At 49.6% G+C, this 18060-nt stretch carries 11 protein-coding genes; 4 read left to right on the top strand and 7 right to left on the bottom strand.

What is annotated here, in order from left to right; genetic code table 11:
- Positions 1–37: 37 nt before the first annotated feature.
- The gene (locus tag ACGHTT_RS14065) at positions 38–2581 is read right to left on the bottom strand and encodes a choice-of-anchor D domain-containing protein (RefSeq protein WP_390591435.1); all 2544 of its coding nucleotides are present in this window, start codon (positions 2579–2581) and stop codon (positions 38–40) included.
- A 516-nt stretch (positions 2582–3097) separates the two neighbouring features.
- Positions 3098–4531, bottom strand: coding sequence for a carbohydrate-binding protein (locus ACGHTT_RS14060; RefSeq protein WP_390591434.1), 1434 nt, complete (start codon positions 4529–4531; stop codon positions 3098–3100).
- A 437-nt stretch (positions 4532–4968) separates the two neighbouring features.
- On the opposite strand from ACGHTT_RS14060, the gene ACGHTT_RS14055 reads away from it, so the two are divergent.
- Positions 4969–6144 carry a saccharopine dehydrogenase family protein gene (locus ACGHTT_RS14055; RefSeq protein ID WP_390591433.1) on the top strand — a complete coding sequence of 392 codons (1176 nt, stop codon included), beginning with the start codon at positions 4969–4971 and terminating at the stop codon, positions 6142–6144.
- An 82-nt stretch (positions 6145–6226) separates the two neighbouring features.
- On the opposite strand, the gene ACGHTT_RS14050 is transcribed toward ACGHTT_RS14055, so the two are convergent.
- The 5 genes from ACGHTT_RS14050 to ACGHTT_RS14030 all read right to left on the bottom strand — a co-directional run bounded on the left by ACGHTT_RS14050 (position 6227) and on the right by ACGHTT_RS14030 (position 14557).
- A complete protein-coding gene (locus tag ACGHTT_RS14050) occupies positions 6227–6991 on the bottom strand; it encodes a substrate-binding periplasmic protein (protein ID WP_390591431.1) in 765 nt (254 codons plus the stop codon).
- 192 nt (positions 6992–7183) lie between these two features.
- On the bottom strand, positions 7184–10165 hold the full coding sequence (locus ACGHTT_RS14045; RefSeq protein ID WP_390591430.1) for a chondroitinase-B domain-containing protein: 2982 nt from the start codon (positions 10163–10165) through the stop codon (positions 7184–7186).
- A 66-nt stretch (positions 10166–10231) separates the two neighbouring features.
- On the bottom strand, positions 10232–11602 hold the full coding sequence (locus ACGHTT_RS14040) for a polysaccharide lyase family 7 protein (protein WP_390591428.1): 1371 nt from the start codon (positions 11600–11602) through the stop codon (positions 10232–10234).
- Between the two features lie 502 nt (positions 11603–12104).
- The gene (locus ACGHTT_RS14035; RefSeq protein ID WP_390591427.1) at positions 12105–13619 is read right to left on the bottom strand and encodes a PilT/PilU family type 4a pilus ATPase; all 1515 of its coding nucleotides are present in this window, start codon (positions 13617–13619) and stop codon (positions 12105–12107) included.
- Positions 13620–13804: 185 nt separating this feature from the next.
- Positions 13805–14557: a tetratricopeptide repeat protein gene (locus ACGHTT_RS14030; RefSeq protein WP_390591426.1), complete on the bottom strand. Its 753-nt coding sequence runs from the start codon at positions 14555–14557 to the stop codon at positions 13805–13807.
- 164 nt (positions 14558–14721) lie between these two features.
- On the opposite strand from ACGHTT_RS14030, the gene hisC reads away from it, so the two are divergent.
- The 3 genes from hisC (at position 14722) to ACGHTT_RS14015 (ending at position 18053) form a co-directional block, all read left to right on the top strand.
- Complete coding sequence (hisC, locus tag ACGHTT_RS14025; RefSeq protein ID WP_390591424.1) at positions 14722–15801, top strand: histidinol-phosphate transaminase; 1080 nt, start codon at positions 14722–14724, stop codon at positions 15799–15801.
- Entirely contained in the window at positions 15791–16555 is a 765-nt protein-coding gene (locus ACGHTT_RS14020) for an ATP-binding protein (RefSeq protein WP_390591422.1), read from the top strand. The genes hisC and ACGHTT_RS14020 overlap by 11 nt, the downstream gene beginning before the upstream one ends.
- Before the next feature lie 115 nt (positions 16556–16670).
- A complete protein-coding gene (locus tag ACGHTT_RS14015) occupies positions 16671–18053 on the top strand; it encodes an SLC13 family permease (RefSeq protein WP_390591420.1) in 1383 nt (460 codons plus the stop codon).
- The last annotated feature ends 7 nt before the right edge of the window (positions 18054–18060 follow it).

Here is an 18060-nt window from a genome sequence, read left to right as displayed (position 1 = left end):
ACCCACTTAGCGTGGGCATTTTTATATTCAGACTGGATTAGTTACATAGCGGAGTAATTTTGTCGAGTTCTTTAAGTGTTTTGGTAAAGCCGTACTCAAGACCGTCGCTGAAGAAGTAGTAAGTCATGCCGTTGGGCAACATTTGTATGCCGACACCACCATAGCCAGACAGGTAGGGAATCCATGTTTCTGAGGTGCAATTCGTAACCGTCGTGGAGGCATTCAAATCGTAGGCCCAAAAGCTGTTGTTGTACTGGCTGGTGGACGTTGACTGCGATGGGTCTGTCGGTAATCCTCTGTCGCTGGCGTTGCGCTGCAGGCTGGCGTCGACCATGGCTGCATCCAAAATCTGCACACCATTTATTTTACCATTGTCGTTGTTGAGCATGTCGGCAATTTTTACCACGTCATCACGGTGATAAAATAAACCCAGTGCAGTGACGGCAGCGGATGTTGTATCGCGAGTGCGAATACTTTTATAGAGCGATGGGCTTACACCTAGCGGTACAAAAACATCGGGCACTAACATGTCGGCGAAAAAGTCTTTGCTCGAGCCTTCTTGGCCTTGTACGTAGTTATTGAGTGCGCGACCGAGTATGTAGGTATCTGATGAATGGTACACCCAAGTGCTTCCAGGGCTAGTCTTGTGGCTGTAAAAGTTGCAGGAGATATCGATTTTTCCGCTATGTGTATTGTTGTATAACCAGTCAGTGGCGTTATTTGTTTCGTCTGTCTCGTAGCCAGAGGAGGCGTAATTGCCGGTGGCCATGTCGAGCACATCCTCGAGGCTTACGCTGCCCCATTTGGTAGTGTTGTTGCATTCTGCGACGTAATCTTTCACCAAAGCAGCTTTCTGTGTGCCTGCATATTTTTGTTCTAAACGCATTAACCCGATACCCCCGACGACGGATTTCGCGGTGGAGTAGGAGGGCACGCTCATGACGTCGCAGAAGGGGAAATCGCCGTAACGCGTAGCACAACCGCCGACATAGTGAACGCCATTATAGGCGACGCCGTAGAGTGTCATGGCGCTCGCCGTTTGGTCGCTGCCAATGTTACTGACGGTGATTCCAGCACTGGGATAATCTGTTGCCAAGGCGCTGATCGATTTAATCGGCATGCGGTTGGCAACTTCGGTTTCATAGGCTGCTTTAATTGTGCCGGCATTGCTGACGCTAGCCTTGTTATAGCTAGCGGCAAGTCGGCCGTACATATTGAACTGGTAGTAGTTACAGGTTTCAGCCGCTATTTGATATTGAACATTGGAAATGTTGCCGCTGTCGTTAAAGAGAAACGTCAACACGCCATTGTGCGTACAGTTCTGATTGTATTCGGTAAGCGCAAAAGGAATAGCTGCACGGCTGTAACCATTGTCGCTGGTTTCGTCCCAGACGCGGCCAGGTTCTAGAATTAAATCCCATTGGCCGAGTGCCGCGCCGCTTTGAATTAAGCCGCGCTGTACCGGAATGATGTGGGTACCGTGTTGTACGAATTGGTAGTTGAAATTAGGCAGTTGTTTAACGCCACTCAGCGTTGCGTAAGCGTAGGGATCAGTGATACTTGCCCAGCCCCTCTGGGTGCCAGTGAACACTAGGCTACCTTCGAAAGTGTTACTTGGGTTGGCGGCATTTGTGGGTAGCGCAAAGCCGCTGTAATTGACCAGACTGCCGTTGCCAGGTGAACCTGTGAGGTTTGCGTAAGTGACGGTGCTACGGCTAACGCTGCCACTACCGGTGAGGCAATCGTAAGCACAGGTCGAACTGGTGTCGACGCCTGTGCCGGTAAGGTTGAGGGATAGGGCTGGCTCATCACTATCGTTCGAGTTAATCAACAGGTTGTCGTTAAAGGTGCCCGCGCTGGTGGGAGAAAAGGTTGTGGTTATTGTGCAACTGGCGGCGGGCGCGAGAGTGGTGTTGGCGCAATTATTCTGGCTGATACCAAAGGGTACTGCCAAGCCCGTTGTGGCGCCGATGAGCAGGTCGGCGTCGCCATCGTTGGCCACGGTGATGACGCTGGAATTGCTAGCGCCTAGGTTGACCGAACCGAGTGCGCTGTTACCGGTCAGGTTTATGTCTGGCGCACCATTGCTTCCACCTGGGGTGCCTTGCACAAGGACGTTGTCCAGATAGCAATAATCGTTGTAAGCATTGCCATTGGCACGCACGCGCACTTGCATGTCGCTATTGTTATCGGCGCCGACAGGCGAGCCGTCGTAGGATCTGAAGGCGGAGTCGTCGCTGCCATTGGCAAGGGTAATTAAATGACTCCAATTCGAGCCGCCATCGATGGAAACCTCGGCATAACAATAATCGTTGTACTCTAACGAATAGGCGGCTAAATCCGCAGCCAATGTGACGTCGCTGTAGCCAGCGGTTGAAATCGCGGCGGTGGCGCTTTTTCGATAAGATACCCGCAGTGAATAATTTGAGCCGTACAAGCTCGCGGCTGCTACACCGCTACCGCTAGTTGCCCAACCGTTTATATTGGCGTCCTGAAAATTATCGGAAAATATTGAATCGGCATGAACGAGGCTGGACGCTAAAAGCATCACCCCACTCGCCAGTAAGGTTATTTTTTTCATCTGGATTCTCTCGCTAATTAACATTATTTTTCGCGTTGTCGGATAGCTGAGCGTGGGTACAACCTATTCCGCTGCTAAAAGCTATGATGTTTATCTACCCGTCTATTGAAATGCACATGGCTAGCATTTAGGTCTAGTTGTGTTGAATACAACAGCTATTGCGCTGGCGCCTTAGCGCCAAACCGTCGTTAAAAACACGCGTTAAACAATTAGTTAAAAACACCAGCCCTAAACTTTAATGCGAAAACGGTGGATCAGCGGCTGATGAGGCCTAGCCGCGCTGGGTAGATAGTTAAAATGATACGGTAAAGTGGGGCTCGATATAGAGCCAGTTCGGTTGGCGCTATAGATCCAGAGAACAATGAACGGTGCTGTTGACGCGAGCCGCTGTATTAGTGCTGCCTGTGTGGGTGGTAGATGGGTATATTAGCTTTTGGCTGGTTAAGCGAATCACGCCAACAGTCGGTGCGAGTAATTGGCGTGATAGGCATTGTGTAGCGGTGAACAACAAAGACCTTAGTTTAAAAACTCATTAAAGAAGCCTTCGGTATTTTTCAGGTTGTTGAAGCCGAATATCCATGTGTCTTCTACCACATCCGAAAAATCAAAGCCGCCATCGCGTATTGTCGGGTTAACCCAACCAACGTGATTTTCTATGCTGGCATCGGCCACTTTTTTTGCTTCAGTCCAGAGTTGTCCAACGGATGCATTAGACGTGGCTGAGATCCAGTAGCTACCGTTTTTTGTATTAAAGCCGGGCGTTGCATTATTGCTGGAATTGCCATCGTCAATTTTTTGATAGTCGGTGTTTTGCTTTACATAACTGAGGTCTGCAGGGGTTGTTTTATCTTCGTTCCATTGGCTATGTTGAATTACGTGAATGCGAGTTTTCGTATTGATGGCTGGCATTTGAGCTTTAATGCGCTTGACAATGTCCGCAGTGAAATCACTTTGTCCCGCTTCTTGAATCCAAATATCGCCATTCGCCGTGAGTGTTGCTTTGACTTTGCTGGTGGTTTCATCCAGCGCTTTATTCCAATTGAGGTGGGCATTTGACCAGTTGTTCGCGCCAAAAGCCAAGTTGAATAAATTGTTAGCTTCAATATAGTTACCACCCTGTATGCCATAGGCGCCGGATACAGCATGGTACTTTACCTTAGAAAAACGTGCGTCTTTTAACATGGTTCCGAGGCCGGCTACCGCATGAATATCATCAGGGTCGGGTTTACTGTCAAAGTGGCCTAATAGTAAATCTTTTGACGTATTGAATTTTCCGAGCATGACGGCACCATTGTCAGTATCTGTGGTTTTCTGAATATCTATCCAGTTAATGTTAAAGCCACCGGCTAAGACGTTGAATCTTAAGGTGTGCTTTCCAGCTGTTAGTTCGCCTAAGTCGGTCTGGAGGTTTTGCCATTGTTGCCAACCCCCAGTCGCCGCCACTGCGATCGCATTGGTGCGGTTAGTACCATCTACCGCTAAGGTAAACATGCCATTGCCGGGCTTGGATGCTACCCGAATGGTGGCTTTATGGGCGCCACTGTTGAGTACATTTATGTCGTACTCTAGCCATTCATTGCCGTCTACCCAACCCACATTAAAGCCTGCATTTAGGTCGGTGGTTTTTTCGATATCGACGTTGTCGGACCGAAATTGTCCGCCACTGTTTCCTGTGCTTGTATCAAAGTAGCGATGGTAGTCTTCGGCTTCAATTCGACCCGGTATTGCGAAGGTCGGCGCGCTGGGTTCCATACTGTCACAGGGTTGAGAACCACACATACATACACTGTGATCAGAGTAACTATCGGCACAGTCGGTTGCTATAGGGCCATACTGTGTTTTGCATTGGCTGGTGAAATTGCATTGGTCAAGTGCGTAGCTGTAATTGGCGGCAAGCATGATAACGCTGCCAACAAATAAACCAGTGAGAAGAGTGCGAGCGGGTTTCATCGTAAATCCTTATTTGAAATTGAGCGTTGATCTGGAGTGACTCAAAACGTGAAAAGTAGATTGATATGGTAATTATGAACTTAAGGTGTGAGTGTGTTTTTTTAGGGCAATGATAGGAGATGTGCTCAGGTGCTCGTTTTTGTTATCTACCAAATCACAAAATGGGTATTTGTGAGTATTTCAGCCGTCTAACGTTGAAACAGATTGGTACGGTTGCTCAAGCGCCTGCAAGTGGGCTGCCCTAGAAGGATTAACTATCACGAGTATTGATAATCGCCCATTTTATTTCATTATTTCTTATTGGTTTTAGCCTATGCGATGATGCCTAAACGTTTTTTACCTTAGCGCTTTTACCTGGTCGCGCCTGTTGATTGAAAAATCGGGCGTTTTGGCTAAAGCATTTATTTCATTAACTATATTAAATAATTGGTGACTGTATGACAGCAAAACGCGAATTTGGTCTGGTAGTCTACGGTGCAACTGGCTATACCGGTCGCCTCGTGTGCGAGTATCTGAATAAGCGCTATGGCGTGAATGGTGATGTTAAATGGGCGATGGCTGGCCGTAGTCGAGAAAAGCTAGAACAGGTAAGAGATGAAATGGGTATCCCTGACGGTATACCTTTGGTTGTGGCAGATGTTGGCAATGAAGCGTCGATAAAATCGTTAGTGTCGCGAACGCAGGTGATCTTGACCACTGTGGGACCCTATCAAAAATATGGTTCGGCGTTGGTTGGGCTCTGTTGTGAGGCGGGAACTGACTATGTCGATTTATGTGGCGAGCCGGCGTGGATGCACGAGATGATTGCGACACATAGTGCTGCGGCTAAGGCGAGCGGTGCGCGTATTGTATTCTCATGTGGCTTCGACTCTGTGCCTTTTGATCTCGGCGTTTTATTTCTGCAGTTGGCTGCACTGAAAAAATGGGGTAAACCCCTAGCGCGGGTGAAAGGTAGAGTTCGCGCGATGAAGGGAACATTTTCTGGTGGCACCTTAGAGAGTTTTCGCTTGACGATGAAGGCCGCGGCACAGAATCCAGCCTTGGTTAAGGTGTTAACCGATCCCTTTGCGTTGACCGAGCATTTCGCGGGTCCGGAGCAGCCCACTGGGCTGGTGCCACTGTTTGAGCCGGACTTAAATAGCTGGTCGGCGCCCTTTGTGATGGCGACGATTAATACCAAAAATATCCATCGTTCGAATCTGTTGTTGACGCATCGCTATGGTGAAAATTTTGTATACGATGAGATGTTGTTGACTGGTCCAGGTGAAAAGGGCGAGATGATGGCAAAAGCCGTTGCGGAAGATAAATCCATGGCTAAAAATCCCATGCAGCCTGGTGAAGGGCCGTCCAAGGAGGAGCGGGAGACGGGCTTTTATGATGTGCTTTTTGTGGGTTCAAATAGTGAAGGTGAAGTTTTGTCGGCAAGCGTCAGGGGTGATAAAGACCCGGGCTATGGTTCCACCAGCAAGATGATTAGTGAATGCGCTGTGGCGCTGTTAAAGAATCCAGCGTCTGTCGCAGGTGGCATTTGGACTCCGGCGTCGGCCCTAGGGACGTTGTTAATCGATAGGTTGCAAGCTAATGCCGGTCTAACGTTTACGCTGGAGAAATAGCCTGGCGATTTAGTGACTCAGGTGCATAATGTTGGTTTGAATGCTGCGTCGGTAAGTGTGTTTATTCGGTGCCGAACGCGCGTTAGTCTAACTGAATGCTTTTGGCGTTCGCTTGTAGAATAACGTCTATCGCCTGTTGCATGTCGGCTACGAGTTTGTCGTCAACGTCGAGGCTAAAAGCGAAGTAGTAGTCATTCTTTTTAAGCACATATACGGTTTCGTAATTGGATGGATTGATGGCAGAGTCTTCTAGGCTCTGCCGCCAGCCGTCTTCTCCGAAGGCCCACATATCGATGCGGCCGGCTTTCAACATTTTGCCCAGACTGTTTACGTTGGTGGCAAGGGTAATATTCCTCGACGGTATGTTTAAATCGCGCAAATAGGATTCGCCGGCGTCATCCCTCACGGCGCCTACGCGGTACTTCGCGATATCGGCACCGCCATGTAGAACAATGTTTCGCGCTTTCGCCGCAATCAGCACGTATTTTTCCGACCCTGTTGGCCCTGCCCACTTGAAGAGTTTTTCACGTGCTGGGGTGCGAATGGTATTGAACAGGACTGTGTTGGGGCCCTCAAGGGCGTTGCGGTAGGCTCTAGCCCAAGGTTGAACCAATATACTCTGGCGCGTCACTGGGCTCCCTGCCTGTTGCGTTGCCATCAATAACAGGTCAACCGCTGGGCCTTTGAGTTCACCGGCTTCGACGAAATTGTAAGGTGGACTGTGCTCGGTAATATAGCGCAGTTGATTTAGCGCTAGCTCACTGGCTAAGGCCGATGCGGAAAACCAAGTCAGCAGCACGATGTTGCATAGCCAAACAGTGGGGCTTCGCCCTGCTTTTTTCTGCATAACTAGTGGCCACCCCCTTGGATTATTCAAGACCGCCTATTGTGCCGGTTGATGCTACATGGCGCGCACAGACGGAAGGGTATAGGTATTTACCGGTGAAATAAAGTTAGCGAAGGGAAATGGCCCTAACGTGGGGCCAATAAAAAAGGCGCCCAATGCGATTGGGCGCCTCTTCATGTGTCAGCTAGCAGATTAAGGTAGTGTTACTGTCCAGGTGCTGCCAGGACCTACCATGTCTGACGTAATGAATGTCAGGCCATCGATGTCTGCACCAATATTGGCATCGGCACCGCTACCTTCTACCATGTTGTTAGCATTTGGTGCTGTCAGTGTTGCACCATCTTCTGCTCCAGCGATATTACCTGTGCCACCGAAGTCCGCGAAAGCAAAGTGTCCGGTATTCGATAATGACTCAGAGTAAAAGTGGTTAGCATTAAACGTGGTGCTTGCATTGAAGCTACAGGTGGGAAAATAAGAATCCCTAATGGCAGATCGGCCCGCACCATTGCTATTGCCGTTAATCGACTCTGCAGTCGACTGGTTGGCAATTAGGTTATTGCTAAATTCTAAAAACGCAGGAAGTACACTACAGCCAGATGCGGCAAGTAGAATGGCCTGTTTGGCATTGATGATGGTGTTATTTGCCACAGTCACTTTCATTTCTTCAGCTGTTTTGGCGGCAATAATTGCCGCGTTACCTGAGCCCGTGAGCGCCGCCGAATAAAGTACCAAGCCAGCCTTTTTATCAGAGCTTGTGGTCGCCAAGTTGTTAATATAGTTACCCGTAATAACGTGCCCCAGCGGTGCAAAGGCAATGGCACCATCGCCACTCGCGTTGGCGCCAGCGAAGATATTATCTGTCACGGTATTGTGGAAGCCATCCTCTAAACCGAGAACACCGTCGGTGTTGTCAAAGGTATTGCCGTGGAAAATATTTTCACCTGATTGAACACGAATGACTCGCTGGTTAGTGCGTGTGTCTTCAAACAAGTTGTATTGAACTTTAGTGTAGCCAGGGTCTTGTGCGCCGCTTCCTGTGGTGCGGCCAATTTGTAGTGCCATGGCCGACGAATTCAAAGACCCGTCCGCATTCCCCGCATCGCTAAAGTGGTTGTATTGGATGGTGTGAGATTCTTGATCCAACTCTATGGAGTTGGCAAAGGTGCTGACATAGGCGCCCTCTAAGCTACGGTTTTTACCGGTAAAATAGTTGCGCTCAATCAGCACTTGATAGCCTTTCACCGTGACATAGTTGGCCTTATTGACCGCAACAGCTTCTCCCAAAAAACTGTTATTGCGCATGATGGCGTTAATGCCTGATATAAAGACAAAGGAAACGCCGTTGCCTTCACATTCACTGCCGGTAACATAATCGAGAGCGTCAAACGCGAGGCCATCGATCACAACATCGTTACCCACCTCAAGGCACAGCTGGCCGGTAAGAACGGCGCCGCTACCTGCAGTGCGGGTAAGGGTTACGCCATTGGCGGGTTTAATTTCACCGACATTGACATAGCTTGCTGCGCCGCCGCTTAACCCCACAATGGCACCAGACACAGCAATAGTGCTATCCGCCAGTGCCGTGGTCAACTCGGCGGTGTTATTCACAATGGCGCTAAAAACTATGTCAGTTGCGGTAGCGCTTAGGGATTCATCAAAACCGTCGTTGTCGGTATAGGTGACAGCAACTGACAAGGTCTTACCCACGTCAGCGGCGCTCAGGGTATAGGTTGAGGCATTTGCATTGGCGATGTCTTCACCGTTGGCTTTCCATTGGTAATTGATGCTGCCGCTGATGCCGTTGGCATCGGTAGGCGCCGCAACACTTAACGCAGAATCTACTTCATAGAGCCCGCTAATGGCTCCCAAGCTTCCAGGTGTGTTAGTTGCAACGGTAGTTACAGCGCCAGTAGGCGCAGATGTTGCCTGCTCACTAAAACCTGAGTTATCGGTGTAGGTCACCATTACGGTGATGGTGTCGCCGAGAACAGAGCTGTCGACTGTCAATGTGGACGTGGTTGCGCCATTAACGGGCACGCCATTGGCTGACCACTGATAGCTTACGCTGTCAAAACCGTTCGCATCGGTTACAGCGGCGGTTAGTGTGGAGCCAACGCTCGCAGAGCCTTGAATCGCAACGGAGCCGGGCGTGTTAGTCATGCCAGCAGCAACGGAAATGGCGTCGAGCGCGGTTAGATTTAGATTTGTACCAACCGATGAGGTGGGTAAGTCTGCTTCGGCAGTGACGAGCAATTGAATGGAGGTGCTAGACAGTGAACCGTCACGCAGGTCAGCGGCGAAATCGTTGATGATATCTGCGGCGCTACCAGCTTCGTTGTCGTCGACCTGGGATATCAGTGCAATTACGGTGGCGTATTTACCGGCTGCATCGTTTGCCGCAGCGGTTGTTTGCAAATTCGTTGGCTGTACGGTGGTGATGTCGATCGTCGATAGGCCAAATTTGGTAGCCACTAAGGCATTATACGTTGTAACCGCAGAGCGTAGGCCTGCGGCGTCGGCTTCGGCTAACTGCACGGCCATTTCGGTCAGCGGCGACACAACGAAATCACCACCTTCGCTCATGTCAACGACGGCGCGGGTTAGCGGCGCCGTTAATGTGGTGCCAGTGGCTTCGTCAAGGTAAGTGCCACCGGTGCACTCGATTAACCCGTAACCGTCATGTTCTACGTTGCCAAAGGAAACTGCACCGTTTGCGGTGGTTGCCGATGCAAGTTCGTTACCTTTGGCACCGGTTTCGGTAATCACATAAACCGAACAGCTACCACCAGTAACCAACCCATGAATAAAGGTGGCAGCAACGCTGACTGATGCAGGAATTTCTGCTACCGGTGCGGAGGTCTGCGATTCTCGCACACCATTCTTGCCTTGGTAGCCAACAATAACGGTAATTTCTTTACCTATGTCATCGGTAGTAATGACATAGGTCTGGCCCGTGGCACCAGTAATGACGCGACCATCGGCGTACCACGCATAAATAATGGATGATTCAACCACACCGTCTTGATCTTCCACTGTTGCTGTCAAGGTTGCGCCCACGCTCGGCGTGCCAGTAACGCTGACCATGCCGTTTTGGTTGCTCGGTGCTTTATCGCTACCGCCACAACCGGCTAATATCGCGGTAACTGCGAGTGATAATAGTGTTTGCTTATACATTTTTATTGTCCTCTATTTTATTGCTCGTGGTCTTGCTTTTTAGTTAATGGATACTGCGTGACGTCGCTATGGTTTGTAGCCCGTGTGCGATGTGTTTAAGCGGTAAAAAGTGGCTTGCACAAAATCTTCTGGGTTGCCGGTGCTGTTTTGGTTGTAGACGCCGGCTTTGAAGTACATGTAGTCGCTGGCGACGTTATAACCGCTGTGGGTCATGTCGACGCTTTTGCTAGCCAGAGTTTTTCCGTTCTGACTGATTTCAACTAACAGCGTGTTGCCTTTTACATCGATGACATAAGAAAATTTTTCGTTCAAGGCGAAACCTTTTTCTGGGTCTGATGCCGAGTTAGATTTGCTACCAATTAGTTCAATGAATTGCTCGTCGCCGTGGCCGCGTGAAGGTTCGTGGGCGAAATAAATCGAGCCCCGAGTGTTTTGGGGTAACTTGCGGTAGTAGAGTCGAACTGGTTCATCTCTATCGGCGTGAATTTGGCCGACAATGACTCGACCTACTTGGCCGGCGTCACCCGTTGTGGTTACCGCATTCACGGCTAGCGTCGCTTCCATACGGCCGTCAATGCCGCCGGCCAATTTGTGAATGCGTGTTGGTGCCGATGAGAAAACCCAGTTATTTTTGTTGGGGCCAGCGTCGGCCTTCGTTTTGATGGATTTGTCGCCGCGTCGCAACATTTCACGTAATTCAGTGCGGGTGAATTTAGTATTTTTTGAAGTCTTGGCGCCCGCGACCGTGGCCTTGAACACCATGCCGCCGTCTGGCGCGGTATAAAAGTAGCGCGAATCCGTCGCGCCTTTGGCGAGATCGACTTCGTCGAAACGATCGCAGATGCCGTCGTCATTTTCGTCACCTGGCGTGTTGAGATACCAGCCGAGCAAATCAAAATTTCTGCCTGGTGGTAAGTCAGGTGATAAGCCGGTGCCGCCGGCAGTGCTAGGTAAAATTTTGGCGCTGACAGCGGTGCTGTTGTCGTTTACTGCGGTTAGGTTGAAGTCGTCGAAACGCCCCTCTGTGCCCGCAAAACTGGCAAAAATAGTAGCGCTGCCGTTATCGGAAGATTCGAAAACGACCGCTAGCTGCGTCCACTCCTTGACTCGCTTTTTCGGTTGATCGAAGAACAGTTGGCCGTTGGATTTCACGCCGAGCGTTCCAGCACCCAACAAATAGGCACTGAGTTGATATTTGGTGTTTGGCGCAAGGTTAAGTGTTTGCGCGGCGAAGGCGCCTTGGCTGCTGAGCTTGAGTGAATGAGCGCCCGTTCTCGCGTCGTTGGAAATCGATAAATTGCCAGTGGATTGAGTCCATCCCTGCCAGGATTCCTCAAAACTGGCGTTCACGATATCCGAGGCGGTCGCTACCGCGCAACTGGCCACCAGTGCCAGAGTAATGAGGGGTCTAAGTTGTCTCTTGGGTGTTTGCTTCATTCTTTCTTATATTCAACATGCATGGGCTTGGGGGCGAGTCAGCGGTTTGAGTGCTTATCAGATGGCTGCGCATATTTTCGCCATAACCAATAGCTAACTGAATTCCCGAATGTGTGATCTACGTCAAGGTGAAGATACCATGAACCTATACGGTCTGATCAAGTGGTCTGACTTAATTTTTTCTAAAATATTGTCGATTTCAATTTAAGTTATTGATATTTAAGCGTTTAAAATTTGATGGTACGGATGTTGTGGCGTGATAAGTGAGGTGTTTAGCGGCTGTTAGACGCAGTTTGTTAGCGGAATCGTATATTAGTTTCAGAAAATTGGTCTGACATATTGTTGGTTTTTATGTCGGGAAGGTGGTGCAGTTTTGCTGGTCAGCGGGCGTTGTGGGCTTTTGCCAGTGCGTAGCAAGTGTAAAGGGTGTTTGTTTTGGTGCGACAAATGGACCGGGGGGCTGTGTTCGGCGGTGGGCTGGGCCTGCTGTGGACGCTTGCCGTTAGCTGCGGGCTAGGGGCAGAGAAGCAATCAAGTTGGCGATTTCAATATTGATCTCCTGTTGGCTGTGCAGTTGTTTTCCCATGGCGCGCTTGGCGACTAGGTGCCAAATGATTTCGCCAGATTTGCCGTCGTAACCTTGGATGATTAAGCCGCCTTCCAAATGAGAGCTTTCCGCTTCCTCCGTCTCCCGCTCATGTGCTGGAAGGCGTAGCGCTTTTTCGTGGTGTAAGCCGAAGGCATATTTGATGAGTAGATCTGGCTTGCTGGTTACTAGGTTATATCCACGTTCTTTGACGCCTTGCTTGATGGCCTCGGTCAGGACAGCTTCCATGTCGGGTCTACGTTCTAAACTAGCTTGGTTGGCTAGAATGGCGACGCGTTTATAGTGATTAAAATTTGCCGACTTAGATAGCCAATGCTTCTGCGGCGTAAGGTAGTGATTGTCATTTTTGTTGTCGCCCATTTTAAATCGTAGTGCTAGGTTAATGCGCGAATCGGCGATACGCATACCTTCTGCTTTGGTTATTTTGTCGGCGTTTATTAACTGATAAAGCGAGTCGTCGAAGGTTTGGCAGTTTGTGCTATCCCCAGAGCCCATCGCATCTTTTATTTTTTCTGTTTCACCTTTTTCTATTAGCCCAGCGATGAACGGTGTGTTCATCATCATTTCCACCGGTGTGACCCGTCCACCTTCGGGGTCGATGGCAACTCGTTGGCTAATAATGCCTAGGAGGTGTTGCGCTAGGTCTTGGCGAATTCGAAATTGCTCTGACACGGGGAAGAAATTTAAAAACCGATCTAACGCTTGATTGGCGTTGTTTGCATGCATGGTCGATAAGCAAAGATGACCGGTTTCAGCGTAGCGCAGCGCTTGGCGCGCGGTTTCGGTATCGCGAATCTCACCGATCATAATGACATCGGGCGCTTCCCGTAGACCGAAGCGCAGGGCATCTGCATAGCTGTGTGTGTCTGTGCCAATTTCGCGTTGACTGACAACGGATTGTTTGTAGTGATGAGTGAACTCGATGGGGTCTTCGATGGTAAGTATATGGCCGCGGCGATGGGCGTTTCGGTAGTCAATCATGGCGGCTAAGGTAGTAGATTTTCCTGTGCCTGTGGCGCCCACGACAAAAAATAGGCCGCGTTCTTCCATCGCGAGATCATGCAATATATCCGGCAGGCCTAAATCTTTGATGCTCGGAATCGCATCTTTGATGTAGCGCACGACCATGGCCAGAGTGCCGCGTTGAAAATAGACATTGATGCGAAAGCGGCCGATATTGTCAAAACTTAGGCCAAAATCTAGGCCTTTATCTTGATGGAGTTGCTTTACTTGTGCGTCGGTGAGCACAGAAGCAATCAGCTCTTGCGTTTGTGTCGGATCGAGAGCTGGGCCGGAAACCGTGTGGAAGCTACCGTGAACTTTGATTGTTGGCGGCGCATCGGCATTGATGTAGAGGTCTGATGCATCCCTTGCCACCATGACAGAAAGTAAACCGGTCAGTTGATTCACGTCTCTCTCCCTTTCCTTGCTCATTCATCTCGTTGACACTGCAGGCTCGACAGTGATGTCACTATGGCATATCTAAGGCGCTATTGAAAAACAACCGGTTTCTTTGCTGCAGTTTATTCAACTGACGTGGCTTCAGTTAGCGCTTTTGCCATCGACTAGCGCGAGCGGTGAGCGGCGTCGCGCGGTTAATGTACGGTTTTAGTGATGTCTGCAATGCGCGCTTTCGCTTTGTTTAGCCACTGTTCGTCGCCATTGCCACTTGGGTCCCAAGCATTCTCTTGCTCGAGGATACTGCGAAACTCGTTCAGCGCATCGGTGGGGCGGTTTTGTAGTTGGCGCAGCTCACCCAAATGGTATTTAACCAAGGCCGTGGGGTGATACTTTTTCAATGCTTCGAACTCTTCGTTGGCTGCGTCGAATTCTTTCAAGTTAAAGAGACATTGGGCATACATGACGTGGCCAATTTTAGAGCGGTAGTCGGGGTTGTGTTGAATCAGGCTGTCCAGAGTGCGCTTGCAATCCTGATAGCGCTGATCCAAAAGCTGTACCCTTGCTAGCCCTTCTAACAGAATAGGATCAGTTTGATAAATGCCCTTAAGCGCGCGGTCATAAAACATTTCGGCATCTTTGTAGAGACCTTTGTCGGCACACTCTTTGGCCATGTTGATCAGGTTCTGAATGGTTTCATTGCGCTTTAAATTGTCTTGGGCCTGACGAAAGTCTCGGTTTGGGTCGGTTATATCGCGTACCTTTTTGCGCGCCTTATGTGCGCTGCTGCTGCGGTTCCATTCGGGCAAGAGTTCGACAATAAGATAGGCAAGGCCGCCAATCATAGGTGCCATCAATAGCACCCACACCCAAAGCGTATTACGCCCGGTCTTCACCGCGTGCACAATCAAGAAAACCTGTAATAGCATAATGATAATGAAGAGGGGCATCCTGCTGTTTTCCTGTGGGTGAGCCTAGCCAAGGAGTATAACTGCCTTGTGAGATCGAGAGAACTCTTCCTATCTGGCACCATGGCCATTAAACAAGGCGCATGCTTGGGATATACTGGCCCCTTTTAAGCCTAAAAATGGCCTAACTCAAAGAAGCGCAAAATATGTCACAGGATAGAAGTAGGTTGTGGAGCCCTGCCGTCAATCGGCTGGAGCCCTATGTGCCGGGTGAGCAGCCGCAGGTGGCGAACCTGATAAAACTTAATACTAACGAAAGCGCGTTTCCGCCCTCGCCCAACGTTGCGCAGGCAATCACGGATGCTGAAATTAATAAGTTGCGGCTTTATCCAGACCCAAACTCGCAGATTTTGCGCAACGCTATCGCCAGCTACTATCAGGTGGATGTGGCGCAAGTGTTTGTGGGTAATGGTTCTGATGAAGTTTTAGCCCACGCTTTCTTTGCCTTCTTTCAGCAAGCTTTGCCGTTGCTCTATCCAGATATTAGTTATAGTTTTTACCCTGTGTATTGCGACTTGTACGATATTCAGGCTGAGCAAATTCCCTTGCGTGATGATTTCAGCTTACATTTATCGGACTATCGGCGCCCTAACGGCGGCATTATCTTTCCTAATCCCAATGCACCAACGGCGATGGGTATCCCGCTTAGCGACATTCGTGAATTGTTAAGCCATAACCGAGATTCCGTGGTATTGGTGGATGAGGCCTATGTGGATTTCGGCGGCGAAAGTGCTATTGCCTTGGTCAATGAGTTCGACAATTTATTGGTGGTGCACACCACGTCGAAATCTCGAGCTTTGGCTGGTATGCGTATTGGTTATGCCGTGGGTTCTAGCGGATTAATCGATGCGTTAACGCGGGTGAAAAATAGTTTCAATTCCTATCCTATTGATCGCTTAGCCGAGCTCGCCGGCGCTGCGTCTTTCAATGATGAAGCCTATTTTCAGTGGGGGCGTCAGCAAGTTATGCAGGCGCGCGAGTATACGGTGAGAGAACTGGAGGCATTGGGCTTTACAGTGTTACCGTCACAGGCCAATTTTGTTTTTGCGCGCCCGAATCGTAAACCCGCAAAATATGTATTCGAAGCGCTACGCGAAAAAAATATTCTGGTGCGTTATTTTAACAAGCCAAAAATTGATGATTTTTTACGCATCAGTATTGGTTCGCACGAGGATATGGCAGCCTTAGTTAAGGCGATGCAGGAGATAATGGCTGATGAGTATTGATTGGCTATCAAATCAGGCGGCTATTTGGCGTGCTAAGCGCGCTGTGCTAAGGCCAGTTTCCTGTTTAGACAACATTTCACTCGACGATCTGTTAGGTATAGATCGACAAAAAGCGGCAGTGGTTGAGAACACTCAACGCTTTGTTAGCGGTAAAAAAGCCAATAACGTGTTGTTGTGGGGCGCGCGCGGCACCGGAAAGTCCAGTTTGATTAAGGCGCTATTAAACCAATTTGTCGCCGATGGCTTAAGAGTTATCGAGGTAGATAAAGACGACTTGGGTGACTTGCCCGAGATCGTCGACGAAATTCGCGATCTAACGCAGCGTTTTATTATTTTTTGCGATGACTTGTCCTTTGAATCCGGCGAGGGTGGTTACAAGCATTTGAAGAGTGTATTGGAAGGCTCCATTGAGTTGCCACCAGAGAATGTTTTGATATACGCCACCAGTAACCGACGCCACCTCATGCCCGAGCACAGCAGCGATAACGCCGGCACGCAGATTGTTAATGGTGAGTTGCACCATGGTGACCTGGTAGAAGAGAAACTATCGCTCGCCGATCGCTTTGGTCTGTGGTTAAGTTTTTATCCTATCACTTGGGATGAGTATTTTTCTGTCGTTGATTACCTGTTTAGCGCCCGCCAAATGGCTGCAGCTGAAAAGGAGGCGTTGCATAAAGACGCGCGGCAGTTTGCCCTTGACCGAGCCAGTCACAGCGCGCGGGTTGCAAAACAATTTTGGTTGGCAAGAAGCTAAAGGCATTTTCGTAGCCAAACCGGTAACGAGGTTTGTACTTTGCATGTACTTTGTTTTTAGTGCGCAGCACTCGATTTTGTAGCTATTTTCTAATAATAACGACCATAAAAAGCCTATGACATTAATCAATAATAAATCCCACTTACTTTGGTTGGCGCCCTTGCTCGGCGCTATTGTCGGTGGGTGGATGTTCAGCTTGGGTTGGAATCATCTCGCCTGTATGACAGCGGGTTTAACGGTTGTGTGCGCGCTCTGGTGGGTGTTTGAGCCGATTCCGATTCCGCTTACCTCACTGATTCCATTGGGGTTGTTTCCACTGCTTGGGATTTTAGACGGTAAAGAGGTGGCGCTTGCCTACGGCTCGCCGCTGATTTTATTGTTGGCCGGTGGCGCTATGCTGTCTAAAGCCATGGAAAAAAGTGGTGCGCATCGGCGTTTGGCCTTGGCTATGGTGCAACTCTGTGGCGGTAGCAGTTATCGCCGACTGGTGTGGGGCTTTATGCTCGCCAGTGCGGTGCTTTCTATGTGGATTTCAAATACTGCCACGGTGCTGATGTTATTGCCCGTCGCGCTTGCAGTTATTGAAAAGGCCGAGGATAAAAGTTTAACGGTGCCGCTGGTATTAGGTATCGCCTATGCGGGCAGTATCGGTGGTTTAGGAACGCCCATTGGCACGCCGCCCAATGTTATTTTCCTGCAGGTGTACGCCAATACAACCGGAGAGAGTATTAGCTTTATTGGTTGGATGATGAAAGCCTTACCGGTCGTTTTCGTTCTGTTGCCCCTAGCTGCGTGGTGGTTAACCCGTCAACTTAATACCCGGGCTGTTTTAAATCTTCCAGCCTCGGGCCAATGGCGCACCGATGAAAAGCGCGTGCTGTGTGTTTTTGCTATTACTGCGCTGGCTTGGATGACGCTGACCGAGCCGTTGGGTGGTTGGCAAGCGTGGCTTGATTTACCCACGGCGAATTATGCGGCAGTTGCCTTGACTGCGGTCATTGCGCTTGCCGTTATCTCGGACGGCAAAGGTGGTCGTCTGTTGGATTGGGAGATGGCGAGTCAAATTCATTGGGGTGTTTTAATATTGTTTGCCGGTGGCATCGCATTGGCATCGGCATTTACCGCAACGGGTTTGTCTGCTGCTATCGGCACCCATTTAACGGCACTGGTTCATTTGCCGGTTTGGTTACTCGTCTTATGTGTGGCGCTAGCGGTGACCTTTTTGACCGAGATTACCAGCAATACAGCGACAACAACCTTATTGATGCCTATCCTTGCGGCGGCCGCCATTGGTGCCCAAGTTGATCCGCTGCTTTTGATGTTGCCTGCTGCGCTGTCTGCCAGTTGCGCGTTCATGTTACCTGTCGCCACGGCGCCTAATGCAATCGTGTTTGGTACCGGTGAAGTAACCGTGGCGCGTATGGCTAGAGAAGGCCTAGCGATAAATGTGATGGGCGCTCTGGTTATCACTGTCGTGGTATTAATGTTCTCTTTTTAAATTGTTT

Source organism: Simiduia litorea (assembly GCF_042853465.1).
GTDB lineage: Bacteria > Pseudomonadota > Gammaproteobacteria > Pseudomonadales > Cellvibrionaceae > Simiduia > Simiduia litorea.
Note: the sequence above shows the minus strand (reverse complement) of the source record. Positions and strands in the feature narration are given on the sequence as shown.

Excerpts from the sequence above, each read along its gene's own strand:
- ACGHTT_RS14060 (WP_390591434.1), bottom strand. The coding sequence starts at position 4,531 with ATGAAACCCGCTCGCACTCTTCTCACTGGTTTATTTGTTGGCAGCGTT.
- ACGHTT_RS14055 (WP_390591433.1), top strand. The coding sequence starts at position 4,969 with ATGACAGCAAAACGCGAATTTGGTCTGGTAGTCTACGGTGCAACTGGC.
- ACGHTT_RS14015 (WP_390591420.1), top strand. The coding sequence starts at position 16,671 with ATGACATTAATCAATAATAAATCCCACTTACTTTGGTTGGCGCCCTTG.
- hisC (WP_390591424.1), top strand. The coding sequence starts at position 14,722 with ATGTCACAGGATAGAAGTAGGTTGTGGAGCCCTGCCGTCAATCGGCTG.
- ACGHTT_RS14020 (WP_390591422.1), top strand. The coding sequence starts at position 15,791 with ATGAGTATTGATTGGCTATCAAATCAGGCGGCTATTTGGCGTGCTAAG.
- ACGHTT_RS14050 (WP_390591431.1), bottom strand. The coding sequence starts at position 6,991 with ATGCAGAAAAAAGCAGGGCGAAGCCCCACTGTTTGGCTATGCAACATC.
- ACGHTT_RS14040 (WP_390591428.1), bottom strand. The coding sequence starts at position 11,602 with ATGAAGCAAACACCCAAGAGACAACTTAGACCCCTCATTACTCTGGCA.
- ACGHTT_RS14065 (WP_390591435.1), bottom strand. The coding sequence starts at position 2,581 with ATGAAAAAAATAACCTTACTGGCGAGTGGGGTGATGCTTTTAGCGTCC.
- ACGHTT_RS14045 (WP_390591430.1), bottom strand. The coding sequence starts at position 10,165 with ATGTATAAGCAAACACTATTATCACTCGCAGTTACCGCGATATTAGCC.
- ACGHTT_RS14030 (WP_390591426.1), bottom strand. The coding sequence starts at position 14,557 with ATGCCCCTCTTCATTATCATTATGCTATTACAGGTTTTCTTGATTGTG.